The following is a 25,359-nucleotide window of genomic DNA, read 5'->3' on the forward strand; positions in this document are numbered from 1 at the left end:
GAGCTCGACCGATGCAGCAGGCACCAGTGCTGACGAGCGCCGCGGACCCGGCGTCCGAGGCCTGGCGGACCAACGAGGCCGCCCACCGCGAGCTCACCGAGGGCCTGCGGGCCCGGCTCGACGCGGCGCGGCTCGGCGGCGGCGAGAAGGCCCGCGCCCGCCACACCGCCCGCGGGAAACTCCTCCCCCGCGACCGGGTGGACACCCTCCTGGACCCCGGGTCCCCCTTCCTGGAACTGGCCCCGCTGGCCGCCGAGGGCATGTACGGGGGCGCGGCCCCCGCCGCCGGGGTGATCGCGGGCATCGGGCGGGTCAGCGGCCGCGAGTGCGTGATCGTCGCGAACGACGCCACCGTCAAGGGCGGCACCTACTACCCGATGACCGTCAAGAAGCACCTGCGCGCCCAGGAGGTGGCGCTGGAGAACCGTCTCCCCTGCCTCTACCTGGTCGACTCGGGCGGCGCCTTCCTGCCCATGCAGGACGAGGTGTTCCCGGACCGCGAGCACTTCGGCCGCATCTTCTACAACCAGGCGCGCATGTCGGGGGCCGGCATCCCGCAGATCGCCGCCGTCCTCGGCTCCTGCACGGCGGGCGGCGCGTACGTGCCGGCCATGAGCGACGAGGCCGTCATCGTCCGCGGCCAGGGCACGATCTTCCTCGGCGGCCCGCCGCTGGTGAAGGCCGCCACCGGCGAGGTGGTCACGGCGGAGGAGCTGGGCGGCGGCGAGGTCCACTCCCGGATCTCCGGCGTCACCGACCACCTCGCGGAGGACGACGCGCACGCGCTGCGGATCGTACGGAACATCGTGGCGACCCTGCCGGAGCGCGGGTCCCTGCCCTGGTCGGTCGAGGCGCCCGAAGAGCCCAAGGTGGACCCGTACGGGCTGTACGGCGCGGTCCCGGTCGACTCCCGCACCCCGTACGACGCCCGCGAGATCATCGCCCGGATCGTCGACGGCTCCCGCTTCCAGGAGTTCAAGGCGGAGTTCGGGCAGACCCTGGTCACCGGGTTCGCCCGGATCCACGGGCACCCGGTCGGGATCGTCGCCAACAACGGCATCCTGTTCTCCGAATCCGCCCAGAAGGGCGCCCACTTCATCGAGCTGTGCGACCAGCGCGGCATCCCGCTGCTGTTCCTCCAGAACATCTCCGGGTTCATGGTCGGCCGCGACTACGAGGCGGGCGGCATCGCCAAGCACGGCGCCAAGATGGTGACCGCGGTGGCCTGCACCCGGGTGCCGAAGCTGACGGTGGTCGTCGGCGGCTCGTACGGCGCGGGCAACTACTCGATGTGCGGGCGGGCGTACTCGCCGCGCTTCCTGTGGATGTGGCCCAACGCCAAGATCTCCGTGATGGGCGGCGAGCAGGCGGCCTCGGTGCTGGCCACGGTCAAGCGGGACCAGATCGAGGGCGCGGGCCAGGAGTGGCCGGCCGAGGACGAGGAGGCCTTCAAGGCCCCGGTCCGGGCGCAGTACGAGGAGCAGGGCAGCGCCTACTACGCCACCGCCCGGCTGTGGGACGACGGGGTCATCGACCCGCTGGAGACCCGGCAGGTGCTGGGACTGGCCCTGACCGCGTGCGCGAACGCCCCGCTGGGCGATCGCGGCTTCGGCATCTTCCGTATGTGACGTGAGGACCTCACTGATGTTCAGCACTGTTCTGGTCGCGAACCGGGGCGAGATCGCGGTTCGCGTCATCCGCACGCTGCGGGAGCTCGGCATCCGCTCCGTGGCCGTCTTCAGCGACGCGGACGCGGACGCCCGCCACGTACGGGAGGCCGACACGGCCGTCCGGATCGGTCCGGCGGCGGCCGCCGAGAGCTACCTGTCGGTGGAGCGGCTCCTGGACGCCGCGCGGCGCACGGGCGCCGAGGCGGTCCACCCGGGCTACGGCTTCCTCGCCGAGAACGCCGCCTTCGCCCAGGCCTGCGCGGACGCCGGCCTCGGCTTCATCGGGCCCCCGGCCTCGGCCATCTCCCTGATGGGCGACAAGATCCGCGCGAAGGAGACGGTGAAGGCGGCGGGCGTGCCCGTGGTCCCCGGCTCCTCGGGCAGCGGCCTGTCGGACGCCGAACTGGTCTCCGCCGCCGAGGAGATCGGCATGCCCGTCCTGCTGAAGCCCTCGGCGGGCGGCGGCGGCAAGGGCATGCGGCTGGTGCGCGACGCGGCCGTGCTGGCCGAGGAGATCGCGGCGGCCCGCCGCGAGGCCCGCTCCTCCTTCGGCGACGACACGCTCCTGGTCGAGCGGTGGATCGACCGGCCGCGGCACATCGAGATCCAGGTCCTCGCCGACTCCCACGGGAACGTGGTCCACCTCGGCGAGCGCGAGTGCTCGCTCCAGCGGCGCCACCAGAAGGTGATCGAGGAGGCGCCGTCGGTCCTGCTCGATGAGAAGACCCGGGCGGCGATGGGCGCGGCGGCGGTGGAGGCGGCCCGCTCCTGCGGGTACGTGGGCGCGGGCACGGTGGAGTTCATCGTCCCGGGCCGGGACCCGTCCTCCTACTACTTCATGGAGATGAACACCCGCCTCCAGGTCGAGCACCCGGTGACGGAGCTGATCACCGGCCTGGACCTGGTGGAGCAGCAGCTGCGGGTGGCCTCCGGCGGGGCCCTGTCCTTCACCCAGGACGAGGTCCGGCTGACGGGCCACGCGATCGAGGCCCGGGTGTGCGCCGAAGACCCGGCGCGCGGGTTCCTGCCCTCGGGCGGCACGGTCCTCGCCCTGTCCGAGCCCTCGGGCGGTGCCGTCCGCACGGACTCCGGCCTGACGGCGGGCGTCCCGGTGGGATCGACGTACGACCCGATGCTGTCGAAGGTCATCGCGTACGGGCCGGACCGCGCGACGGCCCTGCGGGTGCTGCGCGGCGCCCTGGCGGACACGGTGATCCTGGGCGTCCAGACCAACGCCGGCTTCCTCCGCAGGCTGCTGGCCCACCCGGACGTGGTCTCCGGAGACCTGGACACGGGCCTGGTCGAACGCGACCTCGCCACGCTCCTCCCGGAGGGGGTCCCGCCGGAGGTGTACGCAGCGGCCGCGCTGCTCTTCTTCCCCCACCCCGCCCCTTCCCGTGACCGGGGCTCCGCCGCTGACCCCGCGCCTCACACGCCGGCGGGGCTGGACGGGTGGGTCGACCCCTTCGATGTCCCGAGCGGGTGGCGCCTGGGCGGCACCCCGGCCTGGACCGTGCATGACTTCCGCCTCCCCGGCCAGGATCCGGTGCAGGTTCGCACCCGCCCCCTGGGCACGGACTGCGAGCTGCTCATCTCCGACCCCGCCGAGGGGAATCCGGCCTCGCCGGCGATCGAGGCGCGGGGTCCGGGGCAGAGCCCCGGCGCACCGGCCCGCGGCCGCGTCGTGACCCGCACCACCGACACGGTCACCATCGAACTCGACGGCGTCACCCACCGGTTCAGCCACGCCACCTCCCCGGAGGGGACCTGGCTCGGCCGCGACGGCGACAGCTGGCACGTCCAGCGCCACGACCCCGTGGCCGCCCAGGGCGCGGCGAGCGCGGGGGCCGACACCCTGGCCGCCCCCATGCCCGGCACCGTCACGGTCGTCAAGGTGGCCGTCGGCGACAAGGTGGCGGCCGGCCAGAGCCTGCTCGTGGTCGAGGCGATGAAGATGGAGCACGTCATCTCCGCCCCGCACGCCGGGACCGTCACCGAACTGGACGTCACCCCCGGCGCCACGGTGGCCATGGACCAGGTCCTGGCCGTCGTCACCCCGGACGAGGAGGAGGGCGCGTGAACGGACTGCCCATGACCGTCCCGGCGCCCGGCCTGCCGGCCCGGGTCCGGATCCACGAGGTCGGCGCCCGGGACGGGCTGCAGAACGAGAGGACGGCCGTCCCCACCGAGGTCAAGGCCGAGTTCATCCACCGGCTGGCCGCCGCCGGCCTCACCACGGTCGAGGCCACCAGCTTCGTGCACCCGAAGTGGGTGCCGCAGCTCGCCGACGCCGAGCAGCTCTTCCCGCTGCTCGGCGACGTCGACGCCGCACTGCCGGTGCTCGTGCCCAACGAGCGCGGCCTGGACCGGGCCCTGGCCCTCGGCGCCACCCGTATCGCCGTCTTCGGCTCGGCCACCGAGACCTTCGCCTCGCGCAACCTCAACCGGACCGTCGCCGAGTCCCTCGCCATGTTCGAGCCCGTCGTGGCCCGCGCCAAGGAGGCCGGGGCGCACGTCCGCGGCTATCTGTCGATGTGCTTCGGCGACCCCTGGGAGGGCGCGGTCCCGGTCCACCAGGTGGTCCGCGTCGCCAAGTCCCTGCTCGACCTCGGCTGCGACGAGCTGAGCCTCGGCGACACCATCGGCGTCGCCACGCCCGGCCACGTCCAGGCCCTGCTGGGCGAGCTGGGCGGGGCGGGCGTGCCCGTCGACCGCGTCGGCGTGCACTTCCACGACACCTACGGCCAGGCCCTGTCCAACACCCTCGCCGCGCTCCAGCACGGCGTGACCACGGTCGACGCCTCCGCCGGCGGCCTCGGCGGATGCCCGTACGCGAAGAGCGCCACCGGCAACCTCGCCACCGAGGACCTGGTGTGGATGCTCGACGGCCTCGGCATCGAGACCGGCGTCGATCTGGCCGCCCTCACCGCCACGAGCGTGTGGATGGCCGAACAGCTGGGCCGGCCCAGCCCCTCCCGTACCGTCCGCGCCCTCTCCCACAAGGAGTAACGAAGACATGTCCCTCGACCACCGGCTCACCCCCGAGCACGAGGAACTCCGCCGTACCGTCGAGGCGTTCGCGCACGACGTGATCGCGCCCAAGATCGGCGACCTGTACGAGCGCCACGAGTTCCCGTACGAGATCGTCGCCGAGATGGGCCGCATGGGCCTGTTCGGCCTGCCCTTCCCCGAGGAGTACGGCGGCATGGGCGGCGACTACCTCGCCCTCGGCATCGCCCTGGAGGAGCTGGCCCGCGTCGACTCCTCGGTCGCCATCACCCTGGAGGCCGGCGTCTCCCTGGGCGCCATGCCCCTCTACCTCTTCGGAACCGAGGAGCAGAAGCGCGAGTGGCTGCCGAAGATGTGCTCCGGCGAGGTCCTGGGCGCGTTCGGCCTGACCGAGCCGGGCGCGGGCAGCGACGCCGGCGGCACCCGCACCACCGCCGTCCGCGAGGGCGACGAGTGGGTGATCAACGGTTCGAAGTGCTTCATCACCAACTCCGGTACGGACATCACCGGCCTGGTCACGGTCACCGCCGTGACGGGCCGCAAGGCGGACGGCCGCCCGGAGATCTCCTCGATCATCGTCCCGTCCGGCACCCCGGGCTTCACGGTGGCCGCGCCCTACTCCAAGGTCGGCTGGAACGCCTCGGACACCCGCGAGCTGTCCTTCGACGGCGTACGGGTCCCGCTGGCCAACCTGGTCGGCGAGGAGGGCCGCGGCTACGCGCAGTTCCTCCGCATCCTGGACGAGGGCCGGATCGCCATCTCCGCGCTCGCGACGGGCCTGGCCCAGGGCTGTGTGGACGAGTCGGTGAAGTACGCCAGGGAGCGGCACGCCTTCGGCAAGGCGATCGGCGACAACCAGGCCATCCAGTTCAAGCTGGCGGACATGGAGATGCGCGCCCACATGGCCCGCATCGGCTGGCGCGACGCCGCTTCCCGGCTGGTGGCCGGGGAGCCGTTCAAGAAGGAGGCGGCGATCGCCAAGCTGTACTCCTCCACGGTGGCCGTGGACAACGCCCGGGACGCCACGCAGATCCACGGCGGCTACGGGTTCATGAACGAGTACCCGGTGGCGCGCATGTGGCGGGACTCGAAGATCCTGGAGATCGGCGAGGGCACCAGCGAGGTCCAGCGCATGCTCATCGCGCGCGAACTGGGCTTCTCCGCCTAGGCGCAGCGCCGGAGGCGGTACGGCACGCGGTTCGCCGGTGTGTCGGGGGTCCTAAAAAAACTTAGGGCCCCCTTACCGTTTCAGGCCAAGGTTAGGCTAACCTTCCCACCGAACGGCTCAGGCGCCGCCCGGCACGCACGAAATCGGACAACGACATGCCCAAGTCCCGCACCTCCTCCTTCACCCGCCGCGGCTTCATAGCGGCCGGCGGCGCCCTCGGCCTCGTCGCGGCGCTGGCCGCCTGCGGTGGCACCGACTCGGCGAAGGGCGACGGCGGCGCGGACAAGGGCGCCGCGGCGTCGGGCCCCTGGACCTTCAAGGACGACCTCGGCAAGGACGTCAGCACCAAGGCCAAGCCGAAGAACATCGTCGCGTTCACCGGCACCGCCGCCGCGCTGTACGACTACGGCGTCCCGGTCAAGGGCGTCTTCGGCCCGACCAAGACCGCCGACGGCAAGCCCGACGTCCAGGCCGGTTCGATGGACATCTCCAAGGTCGAGATCATCGGCAACGTCTACGACGAGTTCAACGTCGAGAAGTACGCGGCCCTCCAGCCCGACCTGCTCGTCACCAACACGTGGGACGGCAGCTACTGGTACGTGCCCGAGGCCTCCAAGGACAAGATCCTGCAGCTGGCCCCGGCCGCCGCGATCTCCGTGGGCGGCGACGCCACCCTGGACAAGGCGCTGGAGCGCACCGCCGAGCTCGCCAAGTCCCTCGGCGCCGACATGAACGACAAGAAGGCCGTCGACGCCAAGGCCCGCTTCGAGGCGGCCGCCGCGAAGGTCCGCGAGGCCACGAAGGCCAACCCGGGCATCAAGGTCCTCGTCGGCTCCGGCTCCGCCGACCTGTTCTACGTCTCCACCCCGGACACCTCGGCCGACCTGAAGTACTTCAAGTCCCTCGGCGTCGAGTTCGTCACCCCGGAGAAGCTGGACGAGGGCGGCTTCTTCGAGTCCCTCAGCTGGGAGAACGCCGGCAAGTACAAGGCCGACCTCGTCTTCCTCGACAACCGCACCGGCACCCTGCAGCCGGAGGACCTGAAGGCGAAGGCCACCTGGGCCGAGCTGCCCGCCGTCAAGGCCGGCCAGATCACCCCGCGCGTCACCGAGCCGATCTACTCGTACGACAAGTGCGCCACGATCCTCGAGGACCTCGCGAAGGCCATCCAGGGCGCCAAGAAGGTCGGCTGACCACCTTTCGTTCCGGCCGAATCCCAGGGGGGACTCTCCGCATGGCCGTCACCGCGTCCGACGTTCCGGCCGCCCTGCACTTCCGGTTCTTCGCACTGGACGTGCTGCGCACGCGCCGGCTCGGCCACTCGTTCCTGCGGGTGACGTTCGGCGGCGAGTCCCTCGCGGACTTCCGCTCGGGCGGCTTCGACCAGAGCCTGTCGCTCTTCCTGCCGCCGGCCGGCCAGGAGCACACCGTGCTCCCGTCCACCGACGCGGACACCTGGTTCGCCGCCTGGCGCGCGATGCCCGACGCGGAGCGGCCGGTGATGCGCTCCTACACGGTGCGCGAACAGCGCCGTACCGCCGGGGGTGTGGACGAGGTCGACATCGACTTCGTCCTGCACGGCTACGCGAGCCCCGCCTCCCACTGGGCGGGCCGGGCGGTGACCGGCCGCCGGATCCTGGCGATCGGCCCGGCCGTCGCCGAGAACAAGTCCGTCCGGTTCCAGCCGCCGGCCGGGGCCGACGCGGTCTGGATGTACGCGGACGAGACCGCCCTGCCGGCCGCGGCCGCGATCCTGGACCGGCTGCCGGCCGGGACCCGGGTCCGGGCCTGGTTCGAGGTCCCGCACGAGGACGACCGACTCGCGCTGTCGGCGCCCGCGGGAGCGGACATCACCTGGATCGTCCGCGAGGGCGACGGCCGGGAGCGCACGGAGCGGGTGCCGAGCGTGTTGCGCGCGGCGGGGCCGCTCGCCGCCGAAGCCCCGTACGTGTGGCTGGCCGGCGAGGCGGGCACGGTGCGCGCCGTACGCCGCCACTTCGTGCAGGAACGATCCGTCGACCGCCGCTCGGTGCGTTTCACCGGCTACTGGCGGCTCGGCGCGAGCGAGGAGCAGCTCCTCGCCGAGGCGTACGCGGGGCAGGCGCCGAGCGAGGATCCCGCATCCGAGCTCTAGTCAGATTGCTTACTCCGTACGGCAGTTGAGATGGGTCCTGGTTCCGGCCAGGGCCCATCTTCATTTGGCGTATTAGTTTAGGTTAGGCTAACCTAAGACTCACACACCCCACCCTCCCCTTCTCCCCCTGCCCGGAGGAAAGTTGATGCGCTCGCATCTGCTGAACGAGACGACCGCGGACCTCTACCGGCGTTCCGTCACCGAGGGCGTCGCACGCGTCGCCGCCAAACTCGCGACCACGGAGCGGCCCCACACCGGTATATCCGTCGACGAACTCGCCCCGGTCATCAACGGGATCGACCTGGACCGGCCGCTCGGAGACGCCGCAGCCGTCCTGGACGAGCTGGAGGAGGTGTACCTGCGCGACGCCGTGTACTTCCACCACCCGCGCTACCTCGGCCACCTCAACTGCCCGGTCGTCATCCCGGCGGTGCTCGGCGAGGCGGTCCTCGCGGCCGTCAACTCCTCCCTCGACACCTGGGACCAGTCCATCGGCGGCACGCTCATCGAGCGCCGCCTCGTCGACTGGACCGCGCAGCGCATCGGACTCGGCCCCGCCGCCGACGGCATCTTCACCTCCGGCGGCAGCCAGTCCAACTTCCACGCGCTGCTGCTCGCCCGTGACGAGGCCTGCCGCCTGGTCATGAAGAAGGAGCTGGACGCGGGCCGCGAGCTCACCAAGGCCGAACTCCTGCCGAAGCTGCGCATCTTCACCTCCGAGGCCAGCCACTTCAGCGTGAAGAAGTCGGCCGCCATGCTCGGACTCGGCTACGAGGCCGTCATCGCCGTCCCGGTCGACCGCAACCGCCGCATGGACACCTCGGTGCTCGCCCTGGAGCTCGAGGAGTGCGCCGCCGAGGGCCTCTTCCCGATGGCCGTCGTCGCCACCGCCGGCACCACCGACTTCGGGTCCATCGACCCGCTCCCCGAGATCGCCCGGCTGGCCGACGAGCACTCCGCGTGGATGCACGTGGACGCCGCCTACGGCTGCGGACTGCTGGCCTCCCCCACCCGCCGGCACCTCCTCGACGGCATCGAGCGCGCCGACTCGGTCACCGTCGACTACCACAAGTCGTTCTTCCAGCCCGTCAGCTCCAGCGCCATGCTGGTCCGCGACCGCGACACCCTCAAGCACGCCACGTACCACGCGGACTACCTCAACCCGCGCCGGATGGCCGAGGAGCGCATCCCCAACCAGGTCGACAAGTCCATCCAGACCACGCGCCGCTTCGACGCGCTCAAGCTCTGGATGACCCTGCGCGTCATGGGCGCCGACGGGATCGGCTCCCTGTTCGACGAGGTCATCGACCTGGCCGCCGCGGGCTGGGACATCATCGACGCCGACCCGCGCTTCGAGGTCGTCGTCAAGCCCCAGATCTCCACCCTGGTCTTCCGCTACGTGCCCGAGGGCGACGTTCCCGGGGAACTCGTCGACGAGGCCAACCTGCACGCCCGCAAGGCCCTGTTCGCCTCGGGTGAGGCCGTCGTCGCCGGAACCAAGGTGGACGGGGACCAGTACCTGAAGTTCACCCTCCTCAACCCGCAGACCACGACGGCCGACATCACGGCCGTACTCGACCTTCTTGCCGCACACGCCGAGCAGTTCCTGGGAGAATCCCTTGCCGTCCACCGTTAAGCCCCACGACTTCATCGGCATCGGCCTCGGTCCCTTCAACCTGGGACTCGCCTGCCTGACCGCCCCGATCGACGAGCTCGACGGCCTGTTCATCGAGTCGAAGCCGCACTTCGAGTGGCACGCCGGGATGTTCCTGGACGGCGCGCACCTGCAGACGCCGTTCATGTCGGACCTGGTGACCCTCGCCGACCCGACCTCGCCCTTCTCCTTCCTGAACTACCTGAAGGACCAGGACCGGCTGTACTCCTTCTACATCCGGGAGAACTTCTACCCGCTGCGGGCCGAGTACAACGACTACTGCCGCTGGGCCGCCGACCGGCTCGACAACGTCCTGTACTCCACCTCCGTCACCGAGGTCGCCTACGACGAGCAGGCCGGCCTCTACGAGGTCCGCACCGACCGGGGCGAGACCCACCTGGCCCGCCGCCTGGTCCTGGGCACCGGCACCCCGCCGTTCGTCCCCGAGGCCTGCGCCGGCCTCGGCGGCGACTTCCTGCACAACTCCGCGTACATGCAGAACAAGGCGGAGCTGCAGAAGAAGAAGTCGATCACGCTGGTCGGCTCGGGCCAGAGCGCCGCGGAGATCTACTACGACCTCCTCGCCGAGATCGACGTGCACGGCTACCAGCTCAACTGGGTCACGCGCTCCCCGCGCTTCTTCCCGCTGGAGTACACGAAGCTGACGCTGGAGATGACCTCCCCCGAGTACGTGGACTACTTCCACGCCCTCCCCGAGGACACCCGCTACCGGCTCGAGACCCAGCAGAAGAACCTCTTCAAGGGCATCGACGGCGATCTGATCAACGCCATCTTCGACCTGCTCTACCAGAAGAAGATCACCATGCCGGGCCAGGTGCCGACCACCCTGCTGACCAACACCTCGCTGAACAGCACGGCGTACGACACCACCACGGGCACCTACACCCTGGGGCTGCGCCAGGAGGAGCAGGAGCGGGACTTCACCCTCGCCTCCGAGGGCCTGGTCCTGGCCACCGGCTACAAGTACCGGGTCCCGGAGTTCCTCGCCCCGGTGCGCGAGCGGCTGAACTTCGACGGCCGCGGCCGCCTCGACGCCGCCCGCAACTACAGCGTCGACACCACGGGCCGCGGGGTCTACCTGCAGAACGGCACGACCCACAACCACTCCCTGACCTCCCCCGACCTGGGCATGGCCGCGTACCGCAACGCCTATATCGTCAGTGAGCTCCTCGGCCGCGAGTACTACAAGGTCGAGAAGTCCATCGCGTTCCAGCAGTTCGCAGCCCCGGAAGGCACGCACGCATGAGCACCACCGGCTCCACCGCCGAGATCCTGTACACGCGTACCGACGCGGATCTCGGCAGCTTCGCGATCCGCCCGCTGGACCCCTTCGCCGACGCGGAGCTCCTGCACGGCTGGGTCACGCACCCCAAGGCCTCGTTCTGGATGATGCAGGACGCCTCGCTGCCCGACGTCGAGCGCGAGTACATGAGGATCGCGGCCCACGAGCACCACCAGGCCTTCATCGGCCTGCACGAGGGCCGCCCGGCCTTCCTGATGGAGACGTACGACCCGGCCCGCCTGGAGCTCGTCGGCCTGTACGACGCCCAGCCCGGCGACGTCGGCATGCACTTCCTCGTGGCGCCGAGCGACCGGCCGCTGCACGGCTTCACCCGCGCGGTCATCACCACCGTCATGGCCGCCGTGTTCGCCGACCCGCAGGCCGAGCGCGTCGTGGTCGAGCCGGACGTCCGCAACACCGCCGTCCACGCCCTGAACGAGGCCGTCGGCTTCGTGCCCGACCGCCCGGTCCAGAAGCCGGAGAAGGAAGCCCTCCTCAGCTTCTGCACCCGCGAGCAGTTCGCGGCGGCCACCGGTCTCACGAAGGAGTCGATATGAGCCTCGCCGACGCCGTCTCCCACCTGTCCCCCGAGCTGTGGGCCCGCGCCAACCGCGCCCTGGTCCGCAAGGCCCTCGCCGAGTTCTCCCACGAGCGCCTGCTGACCCCCGAGCTCCTGGACTGCGGCCTCTACTCGGTCCGCAGCGACGACTCCTCCGTGGAGTACCGCTTCGCGGCCACGCGGCACGCCCTGGACCACTGGTCGGTGGACGAGGAGTCCATCACCCGCCACCAGGACGGCGCCGAGCTCCCGCTGGACGCCCTCGACTTCCACATCGAGCTCCAGCAGTCCCTCGGCCTCAGCGCCGAGGTCCTGCCCGTGTACCTGGAGGAGATCTCCTCCACCCTGGCCGGCTCGGGCTACAAGTACACGAAGCCGCAGATCTCCTCCGCCGTCCTCGCGAAGTCCTCCTTCCAGGACATCGAGACCGGCATGACCGAGGGCCACCCCTGCTTCGTCGCGAACAACGGCCGCCTCGGCTTCGGCGTGCACGAGTACCTCTCGTACGCCCCGGAGACCGCGAGCCCGGTCCACCTGGTGTGGGTGGCGGCCCGCAAGGACGTCTCCACCTTCACGGCGGGCGCCGGCCTGGACCACGACTCGTTCATGCGCGAAGAGCTGGGCGACGAGACGATCGCGGCCTTCTCCGCGAAGATGACCGGCCTCGGCCTGGACCTGGCGGACTACCACCTGTTCCCGGTCCACCCCTGGCAGTGGTGGAACAAGACGACCATCACCTTCGCCGCCGAGATCGCCAACCGCCGCCTGGTCCTGCTGGGCGAGGGCACGGACGCCTACCTGGCGCAGCAGTCGATCCGCACCTTCTTCAACACCAGCGCCCCCGGGAAGCACTACGTCAAGACGGCGATCTCGGTGCTGAACATGGGCTTCATGCGGGGCCTGTCGGCCGCGTACATGGAGGCCACCCCGGCCATCAACGACTGGCTCCACCAGCTGATCGGTTCGGACCCGGTGCTGCGGTCCGTCGACTTCTCGATCATCCGCGAGCGGGCGGCGATCGGCTACCACCACCGCCAGTACGAGCGCGCCACCGACCGGTACTCCCCGTACCGCAAGATGCTGGCCGCCCTCTGGCGCGAGTCCCCGGTGAACTCCCTCCAGGGCGACGAGCGCCTGGCCACCATGGCCTCGCTCCTCCACGTCGACGCCGAGGGCAAGTCCTTCGTCGGCGCCCTGATCGAGGAGTCGGGCCTCGCCCCCGCCGAGTGGCTGCGCTCGTACCTGCGCGCCTACCTGGTCCCGCTCCTGCACTGCTTCTACCAGTACGACCTCGCGTACATGCCGCACGGCGAGAACACCATCCTCGTCATCGAGGGCGGCGTGGTGAAGCGGGCGATCTTCAAGGACATCGCCGAGGAGATCGTGGTCATGGACCCGGACGCGGTGCTGCCGCCCGCGGTCGAGCGGGTCCGGGCGGACATCCCGGAGGACATGAAGCTGCTGTCGGTCTTCACGGACGTCTTCGACTGCTTCTTCCGCTTCCTGGGCCCGATCCTGGCGACGGAGGGCATCTGCGAGGAGGACACCTTCTGGCGGGCGGTCGCGGACTGCGCCCACGAGTACCAGGCCTCCATGCCGGCCCTGTCGGACCGCTTCGAGCGCTACGACCTGTTCGCCGAGGAGTTCCAGCTGTCCTGCCTCAACCGCCTCCAGCTGCGCAACAACAAGCAGATGGTCGACCTCGCCGACCCGTCCGCCGCGCTCCAGCTGATCGGCACCCTCAAGAACCCCGTCGCGCCGTTCGCCGCGCGGCGGTAGCCAGACCCGGGCGGCAGTCGATACGGTCCCTCGACTGCCGCCCGCCTTCGCCTGGCGGGCAGCACCAGCCAGAATCCAGCCCCGCCGGCGTTTGAGGCGCGGGGGTCTGGAGGCAGAGCCCCCGACAACGGCGCCGCGCCGCTAAGACCACGGCACGTCCGGCGCCTGGTAGTACGCGATGCCCTGCGCATCCAGACGCGGCCCCTGCGCGCCAAGCCGCCGACTGTACGACGCCCAGTCGAGGGCGGCGGCCGGCGACCAGCCGAGCTCCGCGAGGCCCAGCACCCGCGGGAACGCCATCAGCTCCCAGTCCGCCCGCGTGGCGATCGTCTCCGTCCACAGCGGCGCCTCCACCCCCAGGACGGCCGACTCCGGCACCCCGGCCAGGTAGTCCCCCGGGTTCCAGGAGTACGACCTCCGCACCGGGACGAGCCCGGCCCACGACAGCCCCGGCTTCGTCGCCGCCTCGTACTTCATGTCCAGGTACAGCCGGTCCGCCGGCGACAGGATCAGCGGATGCCCGGCCTTCGCGGCCGCCGCGACCCCGGCCTTCTCCGCGGCTGGCGTCCGGTCGTGCCCCCAGTACTGCAGCACCGCCCCCCGCGCCGGCCGCGCCGACGCCAGCTGGTGCCAGGCGACCACCGTCTTCCCGTACCGGCCCACCACCGCCTGCGCCCGGTCCATGAAGGCCGCGTAGTCCGCCGCGGGCGTCGAGTGCGCCTCGTCGCCGCCGATGTGCAGGTAGCGGCCCGGCGTCAGCTCCGCCAGCTCACCGAGCACCTGGTCGATGAACGCGTACGTCCGCTCCTTGCCGACGCACAGCGAGCTGAAGCCCACCTTGGTCCCGGTGTACCGCGCCGGCGCCTTCCCGTCGCAGTTCAGCTCCGCGTACGACGCCAGCGCGGCGTTCGTGTGCCCCGGCATGTCGATCTCCGGGACCACCTCCACGTACCGCTCCGCCGCGTACGCGACGAGCTCCCGGTACTCGTCCTTCGTCCAGTGGCCGCCGGGCCCGCCGCCGACCTCGCTGCCGCCCCCGTACTCCGCCAGCCGCGGCCAGGAGTCGATGGCCAGGCGCCACCCCTGGTCGTCGGTCAGGTGCACGTGCAGGGTGTTGACCTTGTACTGCGCGAGCTGGTCCACGTACCTCTTCACCTGCTCCACCGGGAAGAAGTGCCGCGCGATGTCGATCATCGCGCCCCGGTACGCGAAGCGCGGCCGGTCGGAGACCGTCCCGCCGGGCACCGTCCCGGGCCCGGCCACCGGTACGAGCTGGCGCAGCGTCTGCCCGGCGTGGAAGAGCCCGGCCGGGGTCCGCGCGGTGAGGGTGATCCCGGCCGGTCCGGACTCCAGCAGGTACCCCTCGTCCCCGACCCCCTCGGCCTCCTCGTCGATCCGGAGCCGGATCCCGTCCCCGCCGGCCCCGTCGACCACCGGCAGCGGCAGCCCGCTGGGGCCGCGCAGCTGCTCCGCGAGGAGCTCGCCGACCCGCCGGACCTCCTCGTCGGGCCGGCCCGTGCGGATGACCGTGCCCGCTCCGAAGGAGTACCCGGGGCCTTCGGCGCGGGCGGCCAGGGGCGCCGGCAGCAGCCGTTCGAAGGGGGCCAGGGCGGCGGGGGCGTCATCGCCGGGTCTGGCGTCGTCGCCCCGGGCGGCGGTGCAGGACACCGCCGTGCCGAGGACGGAGAGGACGAGGAGGGTGCCGAGCGTGCGTCGCAGGACTCTCATGGCTCAGGTATAGGCCAAGTGGGCCCCGACGGCCGGTGCGAGAATCGACGGATGGCGGAAATCATCCAGAAGGACGGCACTTGGACCTTCGACGGGGACACGGTGCGCATCGTGCCGGGCCGCGACAAGGGGGTGGGCCTGCTGCGCCAGACGCTCGGCGAAGTCGCCGTACCGCTGCGCGCGCTGGCCGGGATCAGCTTCGAACCGGGGCGCAAGGCGGGCCGGTTGCGGCTGCGCCTGCGCGACGGCGCCGATCCGCTGCTCCAGGTGACGGGCGGGCGGCTGCCGGACGCCTCCGACCCCTACCGGCTGACCGTGGAGACGGACCGGACGGGGGTGGCGGAGTACTTCGTGGACGAGGTGCGCGGCGCGCTCCTGCTGGAGCAGGTGGAGACCGGGCCGACCCGCGCGTACCTGCTGCCGGGCCCCCCGGTGCCGATCACGGCGGGTGCGGGCGACGGGACGGTGGGCTTCGACGGGGACCGGGTGTCCCTGGAGTGGAACTGGACGGCCGAGGAGGCCAAGCGGTCGGGCGGGACGCGGGAATTCCGGGTGGCGGACCTGCGGTCGGTGGAGTGGTCCCCGTCCAAGGGGCTGGCGAGCGGCTGGCTGCGCTTCCTCCCGGCGGGCACCGCGTCGCCCGCCTCGCCCAAGTACGACCCGTACACGGTGGAGCTCTTCGGTTTCAAGAACGACCCGCTGATGGCCCTGGTCGCGGCGGCCGTGGCGGCCCGGATGCCCCACCCGGCGGCGGCCGCGGCCGAGCAGGCGTCCCCCGCCATGGCCCTGGCCCCCGGGGCGGCCGGGCAGCCCGCGGCGGCCCTCCCGGGAGCCGCTGCCGGGTCCGCCTCGCCGGAGGAGACCGCGGCGGACCACGACGCGCTGCTGCGCCGCTTGCGCGAGCTCGGTGAGCTGCACCAGTCGGGGGTCCTCACGGCGGAGGAGTTCACGGCGGCCAAGCAGGCCGTTTTGCGCCGTTTCTGACCGGATCCATCCATTCCACTGGTCCAGACCATAAGGATCCTGCCCGATTTCGGGCAGGATCTTTGCGTTCGGCGCTTTGAGCCGCCAGTATCTACGGGTGCTCGATCGCCGCCCGTCGCATGACGACCTCGTCGACCACCTGGTGCGCAGCACCTCGCTGCAGCGGGGTGAGGCCGCCCGGGTGGTGCTCGACGTGCTCGCGTACTTCGACGAGACGACCGAGGAGTTCGTCCGCCGCCGCCACCGGGAACTGCAGTCCGGCGGAGCGGTCAACGCGGAGATCTTCGAGCGGATCGCGGCCGAGCTGCCGCACCGCGCCGTGGCGCCTCCGGAGCTCTCGCTCCGGCAGCTGCGCCGCATCGTCTACGGCTGACGCGCGGCGGCGCACCCGGCTGGGACCCAGCCACCGAGCACACGTACCGAACTTCAGGAGGGGCAGAACCGTATGTGCGGAATCGTCGGTTACATCGGCAAGCGTGACGTGGCACCACTGCTGCTGGAAGGCCTGCAGCGCCTCGAGTACCGCGGATACGACTCCGCCGGCATCGTCGTGAACAGCCCGAAGGCCTCGGCCCTGAAGGTCGTCAAGGCCAAGGGCCGGGTCCGCGAGCTGGAGTCCCGCGTCCCCAAGCGCTTCGCCGGCACCACCGGCATCGCGCACACCCGCTGGGCCACGCACGGCGCCCCGAGCGACATCAACTCGCACCCCCACCTCGACGCCGAGAACAAGGTCGCCGTCGTCCACAACGGCATCGTCGACAACGCCTCCGAGCTGCGCGCCAAGCTCGAGGCCGAGGGCGTCGTCTTCGTCTCGGAGACCGACACCGAGGTCATCGTCCACCTGATCGCCCGCTCCCTGGCCGACTCCCTCGAGGAGAAGGTCCGCGAGGCCGTCAAGGCGATCGAGGGCACCTACGGCATCGCCGTCATGCACGCCGACTTCGCCGACCGCATCGTCGTCGCCCGCAACGGCTCCCCGGTCGTCCTCGGCATCGGCGAGAAGGAGATGTTCGTCGCCTCGGACGTCGCCGCCCTGGTCGCCCACACCCGCCAGGTCGTCACCCTCGACGACGGCGAGATGGCCACCCTGAAGGCCGACGACTTCCGCACCTACACCACCAGCGGTGCCAGCACGACCGCCACCCCGGAGACCGTGGAGTGGGAGGCCGCCTCGTACGACATGGGCGGTCACGACACCTACATGCACAAGGAGATCTCCGAGCAGCCCGACGCGGTCGACCGCGTGCTGCGCGGCCGGATCGACGACCGCTTCAACACGGTCCACCTGGGCGGCCTGAACCTGGACCCGCGCGAGGCGCGCGGCATCCGCCGGGTCAAGATCCTGGGCTGCGGCACCTCGTACCACGCGGGCCTGATCGGCGCCGGCCTCATCGAGGGCATGGCCCGCATCCCCGCGGACGCCGAGCCGGCCTCCGAGTTCCGCTACCGCAACCCGGTCGTGGACCCCGACACCCTCTACATCGCGGTCTCCCAGTCCGGTGAGACGTACGACGTGCTCGCGGCGGTGCAGGAGCTCAAGCGCAAGGGCGCCCGCGTCCTCGGCGTGGTCAACGTGGTCGGCTCCGCCATCGCCCGCGAGGCCGACGGCGGCGTGTACGTGCACGCCGGCCCCGAGGTCTGCGTCGTGTCCACCAAGTGCTTCACCAACACGGTCGTGGCCTTCGCGCTGCTCGCCGTGCACCTGGGCCGCATCCGGGACCTCTCGGTCACCGACGGCAAGCGGATCATCGAGGGCCTGCGCAAGCTGCCCGCGCAGATCCAGGAGATCCTCGACGGCGAAGAGGACATCAAGAAGCTCGCGGCCCAGTTCGCCGAGGCCAAGTCGATGATGTTCATCGGCCGGGTCCGCGGCTACCCGGTGGCGCTGGAGGCCTCCCTCAAGCTGAAGGAGATCTCCTACATCCACGCGGAGGCCTACCCGGCCTCCGAGCTCAAGCACGGCCCCCTCGCGCTGATCGAGCCCTCGCTGCCGACCGTCGCGATCGTCCCGGACGACGACCTGCTGGAGAAGAACCGCGCCGCCCTCGAGGAGATCAAGGCCCGCAGCGGCCGGATCCTCGCGGTGGCGCACCGCGAGCAGGAGAAGGCGGACCACACCATCGTGGTCCCGAAGAACGAGGACGAGCTGGACCCGATCCTGATGGGCATCCCGCTCCAGCTGCTGGCGTACCACACGGCCCTGGCCATGGGCCGGGACATCGACAAGCCGCGCAACCTGGCGAAGTCGGTCACGGTCGAGTAGCCGCGGCCCGCCCGTCCCGGGCATGCGAAGACCCCCGTGCGCGGTGCGCACGGGGGTCTTCGCGCGGGCGGCTCAGCCCGCGGCGACCGCTCCGCGGCGCGAGCCCCTGCCCATGGCCATCGGCCAGTGCGCCAGGGCCGCGGTGGCTCCGTACCAGGCCAGCAGGCCGGACACGGCGGCGACCCAGCCGCCCACCTTGGCGAGCCCGTCGCTGCCGGCGAACGAGGCTATGGCCAGCAGGACGAGGGACAGGGTCAGCAGGGCGTAGACACCCTGGCCGAACACACCGCTCGCCGCGGCAACCGTGAGGCTCAGCGCGAGCAGGGCGAAGAGGACCAGAAACGTTCCGGCGGCTTCTTCGGAGACCGAGGCTCCCGCTCCCTTGGCCCAGGTGAACCAGAAGACGCCGAGGCCCGCGAACGCGGTGCCGTTGAACCCGTTCCCGCCGCGGTACTCGAGGAGCCCGAGGAGGAAGAGGGCCGCGCCGCCGACGTACATCGCGAGCGAGGCGGAGTTGGCGGCGGACACCCCGTCGATGATGCCGGTGTGGCCGATACCGAATGCGAGAAGGGTGAGACCCAGGGCGATGTGCCCGAGGGTCGAAGTCGAGGCCGTGCTTCCCGCAGAGACACCGTTGTCCACGGCGGGCTCCCTTCGATCTGCAGTTGTTTGCTGCGTCCCAGCAGCATTTATCTACCCTTTACACGGGGGCACAACCGCACAATCGGCTTAACAGAGGGTCACGGAATGACAACAACCGGTCGCTGCGCCCGCTTGGCGAGGCGACCCGCCACCGACCCGAAGATCCGGCCCACGATCCCGTGGGTGGAGCCGACCACGATGGCGTCGGCCGAATACTCCCGGCCGACCTCCTCCAGCTCATGGCAGATGTCACCGCCGCGCTCGACCAGGATCCATGGCACTTCGGCCAGGTAGTCCGCGCAGGCGAGCTCCAGCCCGAGCACCTCGGTGCGGTGGTCCGGCACGTCGACGAAGACGGGGGGCTCGCAGCCGGCCCAGACCGTGGTGGGCAGCCGGTTGGCGACATGGACGATGATCAGTCCGGATCCGGAGCGGCGGGCCATGCCGATCGCGTACGCGAGCGCGCGCTCACTGGACGTGGAGCCGTCGAATCCCACAACGACGCCGTGCCGGAAGGCCGGGTCGCAGGGTAGGCGTGTCTGTTCCACCGCGCGCAGATCGGCGGCCGACGCGGGGTCGGCGACGCGTTTGCGCTTGCGGTCCGCGGGTTCGGAGAATTCGTGACCGGCCATGGGTGTCTCGGCGAAGAGGTCCTTGGAGGAAGCAACAGGGGCGAAATTCGGCGACGCTGGGTGACGGAGCTCTGTCCGGGAAGCATCTTCCCAAGCCCATACCCACCAGGGTACGGCGACACTCCTGTCCTGCACAGGGCTTGCCGCCCTTGGAGAGCGTCCCAGGGAGCATGCCGGAGCGAGCGCGCCTTGGCAATGCCCGCTGCCCCCTACAGGCAGTGACGATCCACCCCGGCGCCACCCGTGCGCGCAGTGACCGAGCCCGGCCGAACGGCGTTGGACACGGGACCGACCGTCCAGGAAGAGCCCGCAGGGAGCACGCCGTGCCCGGCCATCCGGTACACCCCGTCCAGCCAGCTCAGCCGACGCAGCCCGTCCACCCGTACGCCGACACCGCCCCGCCGTACCCCCCTTCCCACCCGTCCGCCCTTCACCCGTCCGTGCACCCCTCGGGACGCCGTCAGGACGACCCCGCGGGTGACGTCGTGCGCTGGGCCGCCTTCAGCTGCCTGCTCGTCCCCGTGGTCCTCGTCGTCTACGGGACCTCCTTCGGCGGGGCGGCGGTCGCCACCCTCGGCCTGGTCGCCGTGACGGCCGCCTGCCGGGCGCTGCTGCGCTACTCGGAGCGTGCGGAGCGTGCGGAACGGGCCATGGCGCGGGTCCCGGCGCAGGAGCGGCCGCCGGTCGCCCCGCGCGGCCGGCACTCGCGCGGCGGGACAGGTGGACATCGCGTCTGCGGCGGCTCCGCCCCGCGTACGGCACCGTCCACGCAGGACTGACTCATTCGCACACCCACACCCGCATGTTTTCAGCCAACTTCCCGGCAGGATGCCCCTCTTGCCGGAATGTCCCCCCACCCCCCCTACCACCAGCGACGACAGACAGCGGGGGGCGCTTTGACCCTACGGGTACTGGCCACGAGCAGACCGGACGCCTTCCCCGCGGGTAGCGGAGCGGAACGCTTCCTGATCGAATGCTTTTCGCCAAGTTGAGAAGTCGACATAGCGCTGCGTGCTGAACTTGTCACGCCGACACCACGGGACGCAGTAGATTCGATCATGTATTTACGGCGGGGGATCCACGTGCAAGGCCGAGGGGAAACGTGCAGGTGCGACCAGACCAAGGAGTCGCGACACCCAAGGGGGGCTTAGCGCCATGAGCCAGGATTCCACCGCCGTCGTCGCAGACGCCGGCCGGAAGCTCGCGGGGCGTCGCCGCAGGGAGATCGTCGCGGTGCTGCTCTTCAGCGGCGGACCGATCTTCGAGAGCTCCATTCCACTTTCCGTGTTCGGCATTGACCGGCAGGACGCGGGAGTTCCACGCTATCGATTGCTCGTGTGCGCCGGGGAGGACGGTCCGCTCAGGACCACCGGCGGACTCGAACTGACCGCGCCGTACGGGTTGGAGGCGATCGCCCGGGCAGGCACGGTCGTCGTGCCCGCATGGCGTTCCATCACTTCACCGCCGCCTCCCGAGGCGCTCGACGCACTGCGTCTGGCGCACGAGGAGGGGGCCCGGATCGTCGGACTGTGCACGGGAGCCTTCGTGCTCGCCGCCGCCGGTCTGCTGGACGGCCGGCCCGCGACGACGCACTGGATGTACGCGCCGACGCTGGCCAAGCGGTACCCGTCCGTCCATGTCGATCCGCGCGAGCTGTTCGTCGACGACGGGGACGTGCTCACGTCCGCGGGCACGGCGGCCGGCATCGACCTGTGCCTGCACATCGTGCGCACGGACCACGGCAGCGAAGCGGCCGGGGCCCTGGCCCGCAGGCTCGTCGTCCCGCCGCGCCGTACGGGCGGACAGGAGCGCTACCTCGACCGGTCGCTGCCGGAGGAGATCGGCGCCGACCCGCTGGCCGAGGTCGTCGCCTGGGCGCTGGAACACCTCCACGAGCAGTTCGACGTGGAGACCCTGGCGGCCCGCGCCTACATGAGCAGGCGCACCTTCGACCGCCGGTTCCGCTCGCTGACGGGCAGCGCGCCGCTCCAGTGGCTGATCACCCAGCGGGTGCTCCAGGCACAGCGGCTGCTGGAGACCTCCGACTACTCGGTCGACGAGGTCGCCGGACGCTGCGGGTTCCGTTCGCCGGTCGCCCTGCGCGGGCACTTCCGGCGGCAGCTGGGGTCCTCCCCGGCCGCCTACCGCTCCGCCTACCGGGCACGGAGGCCGCAGGCCGACGTGGCCCAGGTGTCCCAGCTCTCGGAGAGCCCGGTCCCGCACCAGCGCACTCCGCAGCCCCAGCGGGCGGCGGCGGCCCTGGCCGCGGCGGGCCCGACGGTGACGGAGCTGTACGCCCCGGGCCGGGTCCTGCGGGAACACGCGTAACCCTCACAACGGGTACGGCAAGGGAGGTCCTCCATCGGTCACCGCCGATGGGGGACCTTCCGCATATGCGGTCCGGTCCCGAGGGGACCGCATAAGGTGGGACACATGAACGATCGCATGGTGTGGATCGACTGCGAGATGACCGGGCTCTCGTTGACGGACGACGCACTTATCGAGGTGGCCGCACTGGTCACCGACTCGGAGCTCAACGTGCTCGGCGAAGGCGTGGACATCGTGATCCGCCCGCCGGACGCGGCCCTGGAGACCATGCCCGACGTGGTGCGCGAGATGCACACCTCCTCCGGCCTGCTCGACGAGCTGGCCGGCGGGACCACCCTGGCGGACGCCGAGGCTCAGGTCCTGGCCTACGTACGGGAGCACGTGAAGGAGCCCCGCAAGGCGCCGCTGTGCGGGAACTCGGTCGGCACCGACCGCGGCTTCCTGCTGCGCGACATGGCCGCGCTCGAGAGCTACATGCACTACCGGATCGTGGACGTGTCCTCGGTCAAGGAGCTGGCGCGCCGCTGGTATCCGCGGGCGTACTTCAACAGCCCGCCGAAGAACGGCAACCACCGGGCGCTGGCGGACATCAGGGAGTCCATCGCCGAGCTGCGCTACTACCGGGAGGCGGTCTTCGTGCCGCAGCCCGGCCCCGACTCGGACACGGCCAGGAGCATCGCCGCCAAGCACGTGCTGCCCGCCGAGCCCGCCGAATAGCCGACCCGGAACCGAGGGCGCGACAGAAGGGGGGAGCGAGCACCCTCCCGGACCCTGTACCCTTTTCTTCGGCCGGTCGGTTCTCCGACCGGACATGGTGGGTGTAGCTCAGTTGGTAGAGCACCTGGTTGTGGTCCAGGTGGCCGCGGGTTCAAGTCCCGTCACTCACCCTGCACGGCAGAGGGGCCCCGGTCCGCGGAAGCGGACCGGGGCCCCTCTCCTCGTTCCGGGCCCACCTCCCGCGCTTCCGCCCCGTACGGGCTCACGAGGACTCCCGGACCACCAGCCGGTTCGGCAGCACGACGGCCGCCCCTCCCCCGTCCTTCCCGGCGATCCTGGCCAGCAGCACCCGCGCCATGGTCCGGCCCATCTCCTCGATCGGCTGGCGGACGCTGGTCAGCGGCGGGTCCATGTGGCGGGCCACCACCGAGTCGTCGAAGCCCACCAGCGCCACGTCCTCGGGGATCCGGCGGCCGGCCGCGCGCAGCTCCAGCCGGGCGCCCGCCGCCATGACGTCCGAGGACGCGAAGACCGCGTCGAGCCCCGGACGGCGCTCCAACAGCTCGCGCATGGCCCGGCGGCCGCCCTCCTCCGTGAAGTCGCCGACCGCGATCAGCCCCTCGTCGGCCCGGTGCCCGTCGGCGGCCAGGGCCTGCCGGTAGCCGTCGAGGCGGCACTGGGCCCCGTACACGTCCAGCGGACCGGTGATCGTGGCGATCGCCCGGCGGCCCCGGCCCAGGAGGTGGCGCACGGCCTCGGCCGCGCCGCCCAGGTTGTCGGAGTCCACCGAGGGCAGCGGCTCGGCGGCCGAGCGGCGGCCGCTGATCACGGTCGGGATGCCCAGCTCGGCCAGCAGCTCCGGCAGCGGGTCCCCGGCGTGGACGGAGACGAGGAGCACCCCGTCGACGCGGTGGCCCGACAGGTACTGGGAGAGGCGGCGGCGCTCTCGGTCGCTGCCGGCCAGGGTGAGGACGAGCTGCACCTCGGTCTCGGCGAGGGCGGCGCCGACCCCGCGGACCACCTCCGAGAAGTACGGCTCGGCGAAGAACCGGGCCTCCGGCTCGGGGATCACCAGGGCGATGGCGTCGGTACGGTTGGCCGCCAGGGCGCGGGCCGCGCGGTTGGGCACGTACCCCAGCTCGACGACGGCCGCCTCGACGGCGCTCCTGGTGTGCTCGCTGACCTTGGAGGAGCCGTTGATCACCCGGGAGACCGTGCCGCGCCCCACTCCGGCGCGCGCCGCGACCTCTTCCAGGGTCGGCCGTCCCCTACTGCCCCCGTGCGCCTTCATGGATTCCTCCCAGCTGTGAATCTACCCCTTGACGGCTGTGGGAGCGCTCCCACAGTGTGGCACACGACACCCGGCACGTTCCGTCCCTCAGGGAGGATGCACATGCGAGCCCACGCCCGAGCCCGAAGAACCCTTGCCACGGCAGTCACCGCGGTGGGAGCGGCGACCCTGCTGCTCGCGGGGTGCGCACAGGATCCGGCCGAGAAACCGCAAGGCGGCGCCCCGGCGGGCGACAAGGCGAAGACCACCCTGACCGTCGGGGTCTTCGGCGCGTTCGGCCTCCAGGAGGCCGGGCTCTACGACGAGTACATGGCGCAGAATCCCGGGATCCGCATCGAGCAGACCTCGATCGAGCGGAACGAGAACTACTACCCCCAGCTCCTCACCCACCTGGGGACGGGCAGCGGGCTCGCCGACATCCAGGCCGTCGAGGTCAACAACATCGCCGAGATCACCGCCACCCAGGCCGACAAGCTGGTGGACCTGGGCAAGGCGCCGGGGGTGGACAAGGCCGCGTACCTGCCGTGGAAGTGGGCGCAGGGCACGGCGAGCGCGGCGAAGGGCGGGGCCACGGTCGGGCTGGGCACCGACATCGGGCCGCAGGGGATCTGTTACCGCAAGGACCTCTTCGAGGCGGCCGGACTGCCCAGCGACCGGGCGGCGGTCGGGGCGCTGTGGGCGGGTGACTGGAACAAGTACCTGGAGACGGGCAAGGCCTACAAGGCGAAGGCGGGCGCGGGCAAGGCCTTCGTGGACTCCGCGTCGGGCGTGATGGCGGCGGTGACGGGCAGCAGCGCGCAGCGGTTCTACGACGAGCAGGGCAAGGTCGTCTACAAGGCCAATCCGGCGGTGCGCGGGGCCTTCGACCTGGCGGCCTCCTTCGCGGGCGAGGGGCTGAGCGCCAAGCTCCAGCAGTTCACCCCGGCCTGGGACCAGGGCTTCGCCAACGGCTCCTTCGCCACGGTCTCCTGCCCGGCCTGGATGCTCGGCTACATCCAGGACAAGGCGGGCCCGGCGGGCAAGGACAAGTGGGACGTGGCGCAGGCGCCGAAGCCGAGCAACTGGGGCGGCTCGTTCCTGGTGGTGCCGAAGGCGGGCAAGCACGCCGAGGAGGCGGCGAAGCTGGCGGCCTGGCTGACGGCTCCGGCGCAGCAGGCGAAGCTCTTCGAGAAGCGGGGCAGCTTCCCGAGCGCGAGCGCGGCCTACAAGCTGCCTGCGGTGTCGGGGGCGAAGCACGAATACTTCGGCGGGGCCCCGATCGGCGAGATCTTCGCGAAGGCGGCGGAGGGGGTGCCGGTGACGGTGGTCGGCCCGAAGGACCTGGTGATCTCGCAGAACCTGGCGGACATCGGCATGCTCCAGGTCGACCAGAAGGGCCGCAGTGCCCAGGAGGGCTGGGAGGCCGCGGTGAAGGCGATCGACAACGCCTTGGATCAGTGAGGCTCAGGTGACGGACGAGACAGCAGTCCTGTCCCCTTCCGCCGCCGGCTCGAAGCAG

General features: G+C 71.3%; 21 protein-coding genes and 1 tRNA gene. 18 read left to right on the forward strand and 4 right to left on the reverse strand.

Going from position 1 to position 25,359, the window contains the following annotated elements; all coding sequences use genetic code 11:
* The first annotated feature begins 11 nt into the window (after window positions 1-11).
* The 10 genes from AB0D66_RS05750 to AB0D66_RS05795 all read left to right on the forward strand — a co-directional run bounded on the left by AB0D66_RS05750 (window position 12) and on the right by AB0D66_RS05795 (window position 13,276).
* On the forward strand, window positions 12-1,628 hold the full coding sequence (locus AB0D66_RS05750) for a carboxyl transferase domain-containing protein (protein ID WP_362297159.1): 1,617 nt from the start codon (window positions 12-14) through the stop codon (window positions 1,626-1,628).
* Between the two features lie 16 nt (window positions 1,629-1,644).
* A complete protein-coding gene (locus AB0D66_RS05755) occupies window positions 1,645-3,750 on the forward strand; it encodes an acetyl-CoA carboxylase biotin carboxylase subunit (RefSeq protein ID WP_362297162.1) in 2,106 nt (701 codons plus the stop codon).
* 11 nt (window positions 3,751-3,761) lie between these two features.
* A complete protein-coding gene (locus AB0D66_RS05760; RefSeq protein ID WP_362297632.1) occupies window positions 3,762-4,679 on the forward strand; it encodes a hydroxymethylglutaryl-CoA lyase in 918 nt (305 codons plus the stop codon).
* A 7-nt stretch (window positions 4,680-4,686) separates the two neighbouring features.
* Complete coding sequence (locus tag AB0D66_RS05765; RefSeq protein ID WP_362297165.1) at window positions 4,687-5,847, forward strand: acyl-CoA dehydrogenase family protein; 1,161 nt, start codon at window positions 4,687-4,689, stop codon at window positions 5,845-5,847.
* A gap of 155 nt (window positions 5,848-6,002) precedes the next feature.
* Window positions 6,003-7,040, forward strand: a complete 1,038-nt coding sequence (locus tag AB0D66_RS05770) for an ABC transporter substrate-binding protein (protein ID WP_362297168.1) — start codon at window positions 6,003-6,005, stop codon at window positions 7,038-7,040.
* Window positions 7,041-7,081: 41 nt separating this feature from the next.
* The gene (locus tag AB0D66_RS05775; RefSeq protein ID WP_362297171.1) at window positions 7,082-7,981 is read left to right on the forward strand and encodes a siderophore-interacting protein; all 900 of its coding nucleotides are present in this window, start codon (window positions 7,082-7,084) and stop codon (window positions 7,979-7,981) included.
* Window positions 7,982-8,126: 145 nt separating this feature from the next.
* The gene (locus AB0D66_RS05780; protein ID WP_362297174.1) at window positions 8,127-9,617 is read left to right on the forward strand and encodes an aspartate aminotransferase family protein; all 1,491 of its coding nucleotides are present in this window, start codon (window positions 8,127-8,129) and stop codon (window positions 9,615-9,617) included.
* The gene (locus AB0D66_RS05785) at window positions 9,601-10,902 is read left to right on the forward strand and encodes a SidA/IucD/PvdA family monooxygenase (protein WP_362297177.1); all 1,302 of its coding nucleotides are present in this window, start codon (window positions 9,601-9,603) and stop codon (window positions 10,900-10,902) included. The genes AB0D66_RS05780 and AB0D66_RS05785 overlap by 17 nt, the downstream gene beginning before the upstream one ends.
* Window positions 10,899-11,495, forward strand: coding sequence for a GNAT family N-acetyltransferase (locus tag AB0D66_RS05790; RefSeq protein ID WP_362297180.1), 597 nt, complete (start codon window positions 10,899-10,901; stop codon window positions 11,493-11,495). Before AB0D66_RS05785 ends, AB0D66_RS05790 begins: the two co-directional genes overlap by 4 nt.
* Entirely contained in the window at window positions 11,492-13,276 is a 1,785-nt protein-coding gene (locus tag AB0D66_RS05795) for an IucA/IucC family siderophore biosynthesis protein (protein WP_362297183.1), read from the forward strand. Before AB0D66_RS05790 ends, AB0D66_RS05795 begins: the two co-directional genes overlap by 4 nt.
* A gap of 141 nt (window positions 13,277-13,417) precedes the next feature.
* On the opposite strand, the gene AB0D66_RS05800 is transcribed toward AB0D66_RS05795, so the two are convergent.
* The gene (locus tag AB0D66_RS05800) at window positions 13,418-15,004 is read right to left on the reverse strand and encodes a beta-N-acetylhexosaminidase (RefSeq protein ID WP_362297186.1); all 1,587 of its coding nucleotides are present in this window, start codon (window positions 15,002-15,004) and stop codon (window positions 13,418-13,420) included.
* A gap of 51 nt (window positions 15,005-15,055) precedes the next feature.
* Between AB0D66_RS05800 and AB0D66_RS05805 the strand changes: the two genes are divergently transcribed.
* The 3 genes from AB0D66_RS05805 (at window position 15,056) to glmS (ending at window position 18,251) form a co-directional block, all read left to right on the forward strand.
* Window positions 15,056-15,988: a DUF4429 domain-containing protein gene (locus tag AB0D66_RS05805; protein ID WP_362297188.1), complete on the forward strand. Its 933-nt coding sequence runs from the start codon at window positions 15,056-15,058 to the stop codon at window positions 15,986-15,988.
* A 97-nt stretch (window positions 15,989-16,085) separates the two neighbouring features.
* Complete coding sequence (locus AB0D66_RS05810; protein WP_069920372.1) at window positions 16,086-16,361, forward strand: hypothetical protein; 276 nt, start codon at window positions 16,086-16,088, stop codon at window positions 16,359-16,361.
* A gap of 72 nt (window positions 16,362-16,433) precedes the next feature.
* A complete protein-coding gene (gene glmS / locus AB0D66_RS05815) occupies window positions 16,434-18,251 on the forward strand; it encodes a glutamine--fructose-6-phosphate transaminase (isomerizing) (protein ID WP_362297193.1) in 1,818 nt (605 codons plus the stop codon).
* Window positions 18,252-18,323: 72 nt separating this feature from the next.
* Here glmS and AB0D66_RS05820 read toward each other — a convergent pair whose 3' ends face one another.
* Window positions 18,324-18,893: an acetate uptake transporter gene (locus AB0D66_RS05820; RefSeq protein ID WP_362297196.1), complete on the reverse strand. Its 570-nt coding sequence runs from the start codon at window positions 18,891-18,893 to the stop codon at window positions 18,324-18,326.
* Window positions 18,894-18,991: 98 nt separating this feature from the next.
* Window positions 18,992-19,525, reverse strand: coding sequence for a universal stress protein (locus AB0D66_RS05825; protein WP_215147414.1), 534 nt, complete (start codon window positions 19,523-19,525; stop codon window positions 18,992-18,994).
* 440 nt (window positions 19,526-19,965) lie between these two features.
* Between AB0D66_RS05825 and AB0D66_RS05830 the strand changes: the two genes are divergently transcribed.
* From AB0D66_RS05830 to AB0D66_RS05845, 4 genes are all read left to right on the forward strand, one after another.
* The gene (locus AB0D66_RS05830) at window positions 19,966-20,304 is read left to right on the forward strand and encodes a hypothetical protein (protein ID WP_362297635.1); all 339 of its coding nucleotides are present in this window, start codon (window positions 19,966-19,968) and stop codon (window positions 20,302-20,304) included.
* A gap of 376 nt (window positions 20,305-20,680) precedes the next feature.
* Window positions 20,681-21,853: a helix-turn-helix domain-containing protein gene (locus tag AB0D66_RS05835; RefSeq protein WP_069920377.1), complete on the forward strand. Its 1,173-nt coding sequence runs from the start codon at window positions 20,681-20,683 to the stop codon at window positions 21,851-21,853.
* A gap of 105 nt (window positions 21,854-21,958) precedes the next feature.
* On the forward strand, window positions 21,959-22,570 hold the full coding sequence (orn, locus tag AB0D66_RS05840) for an oligoribonuclease (RefSeq protein ID WP_362297201.1): 612 nt from the start codon (window positions 21,959-21,961) through the stop codon (window positions 22,568-22,570).
* A gap of 97 nt (window positions 22,571-22,667) precedes the next feature.
* A tRNA-His gene (locus AB0D66_RS05845) sits at window positions 22,668-22,740 on the forward strand.
* Between the two features lie 92 nt (window positions 22,741-22,832).
* On the opposite strand, the gene AB0D66_RS05850 is transcribed toward AB0D66_RS05845, so the two are convergent.
* Window positions 22,833-23,861, reverse strand: a complete 1,029-nt coding sequence (locus tag AB0D66_RS05850; RefSeq protein ID WP_362297204.1) for a LacI family DNA-binding transcriptional regulator — start codon at window positions 23,859-23,861, stop codon at window positions 22,833-22,835.
* A 102-nt stretch (window positions 23,862-23,963) separates the two neighbouring features.
* Between AB0D66_RS05850 and AB0D66_RS05855 the strand changes: the two genes are divergently transcribed.
* Complete coding sequence (locus tag AB0D66_RS05855; RefSeq protein ID WP_362297207.1) at window positions 23,964-25,301, forward strand: extracellular solute-binding protein; 1,338 nt, start codon at window positions 23,964-23,966, stop codon at window positions 25,299-25,301.
* Window positions 25,302-25,359: the final 58 nt, after the last annotated feature.

This window comes from Streptomyces sp. NPDC048270 (assembly GCF_040652335.1).
Lineage (GTDB): Bacteria > Actinomycetota > Actinomycetes > Streptomycetales > Streptomycetaceae > Streptomyces.

Excerpts from the sequence above, each read along its gene's own strand:
- AB0D66_RS05805 (WP_362297188.1), top strand. The coding sequence starts at position 15,056 with ATGGCGGAAATCATCCAGAAGGACGGCACTTGGACCTTCGACGGGGAC.
- AB0D66_RS05765 (WP_362297165.1), top strand. The coding sequence starts at position 4,687 with ATGTCCCTCGACCACCGGCTCACCCCCGAGCACGAGGAACTCCGCCGT.
- AB0D66_RS05780 (WP_362297174.1), top strand. The coding sequence starts at position 8,127 with ATGCGCTCGCATCTGCTGAACGAGACGACCGCGGACCTCTACCGGCGT.
- orn (WP_362297201.1), top strand. The coding sequence starts at position 21,959 with ATGAACGATCGCATGGTGTGGATCGACTGCGAGATGACCGGGCTCTCG.
- AB0D66_RS05755 (WP_362297162.1), top strand. The coding sequence starts at position 1,645 with ATGTTCAGCACTGTTCTGGTCGCGAACCGGGGCGAGATCGCGGTTCGC.
- AB0D66_RS05770 (WP_362297168.1), top strand. The coding sequence starts at position 6,003 with ATGCCCAAGTCCCGCACCTCCTCCTTCACCCGCCGCGGCTTCATAGCG.
- AB0D66_RS05790 (WP_362297180.1), top strand. The coding sequence starts at position 10,899 with ATGAGCACCACCGGCTCCACCGCCGAGATCCTGTACACGCGTACCGAC.
- AB0D66_RS05835 (WP_069920377.1), top strand. The coding sequence starts at position 20,681 with ATGAGCCAGGATTCCACCGCCGTCGTCGCAGACGCCGGCCGGAAGCTC.
- AB0D66_RS05800 (WP_362297186.1), bottom strand. The coding sequence starts at position 15,004 with ATGAGAGTCCTGCGACGCACGCTCGGCACCCTCCTCGTCCTCTCCGTC.
- AB0D66_RS05855 (WP_362297207.1), top strand. The coding sequence starts at position 23,964 with ATGCGAGCCCACGCCCGAGCCCGAAGAACCCTTGCCACGGCAGTCACC.
- AB0D66_RS05750 (WP_362297159.1), top strand. The coding sequence starts at position 12 with ATGCAGCAGGCACCAGTGCTGACGAGCGCCGCGGACCCGGCGTCCGAG.
- AB0D66_RS05850 (WP_362297204.1), bottom strand. The coding sequence starts at position 23,861 with ATGAAGGCGCACGGGGGCAGTAGGGGACGGCCGACCCTGGAAGAGGTC.
- glmS (WP_362297193.1), top strand. The coding sequence starts at position 16,434 with ATGTGCGGAATCGTCGGTTACATCGGCAAGCGTGACGTGGCACCACTG.
- AB0D66_RS05795 (WP_362297183.1), top strand. The coding sequence starts at position 11,492 with ATGAGCCTCGCCGACGCCGTCTCCCACCTGTCCCCCGAGCTGTGGGCC.
- AB0D66_RS05760 (WP_362297632.1), top strand. The coding sequence starts at position 3,762 with ATGACCGTCCCGGCGCCCGGCCTGCCGGCCCGGGTCCGGATCCACGAG.
- AB0D66_RS05775 (WP_362297171.1), top strand. The coding sequence starts at position 7,082 with ATGGCCGTCACCGCGTCCGACGTTCCGGCCGCCCTGCACTTCCGGTTC.
- AB0D66_RS05825 (WP_215147414.1), bottom strand. The coding sequence starts at position 19,525 with ATGGCCGGTCACGAATTCTCCGAACCCGCGGACCGCAAGCGCAAACGC.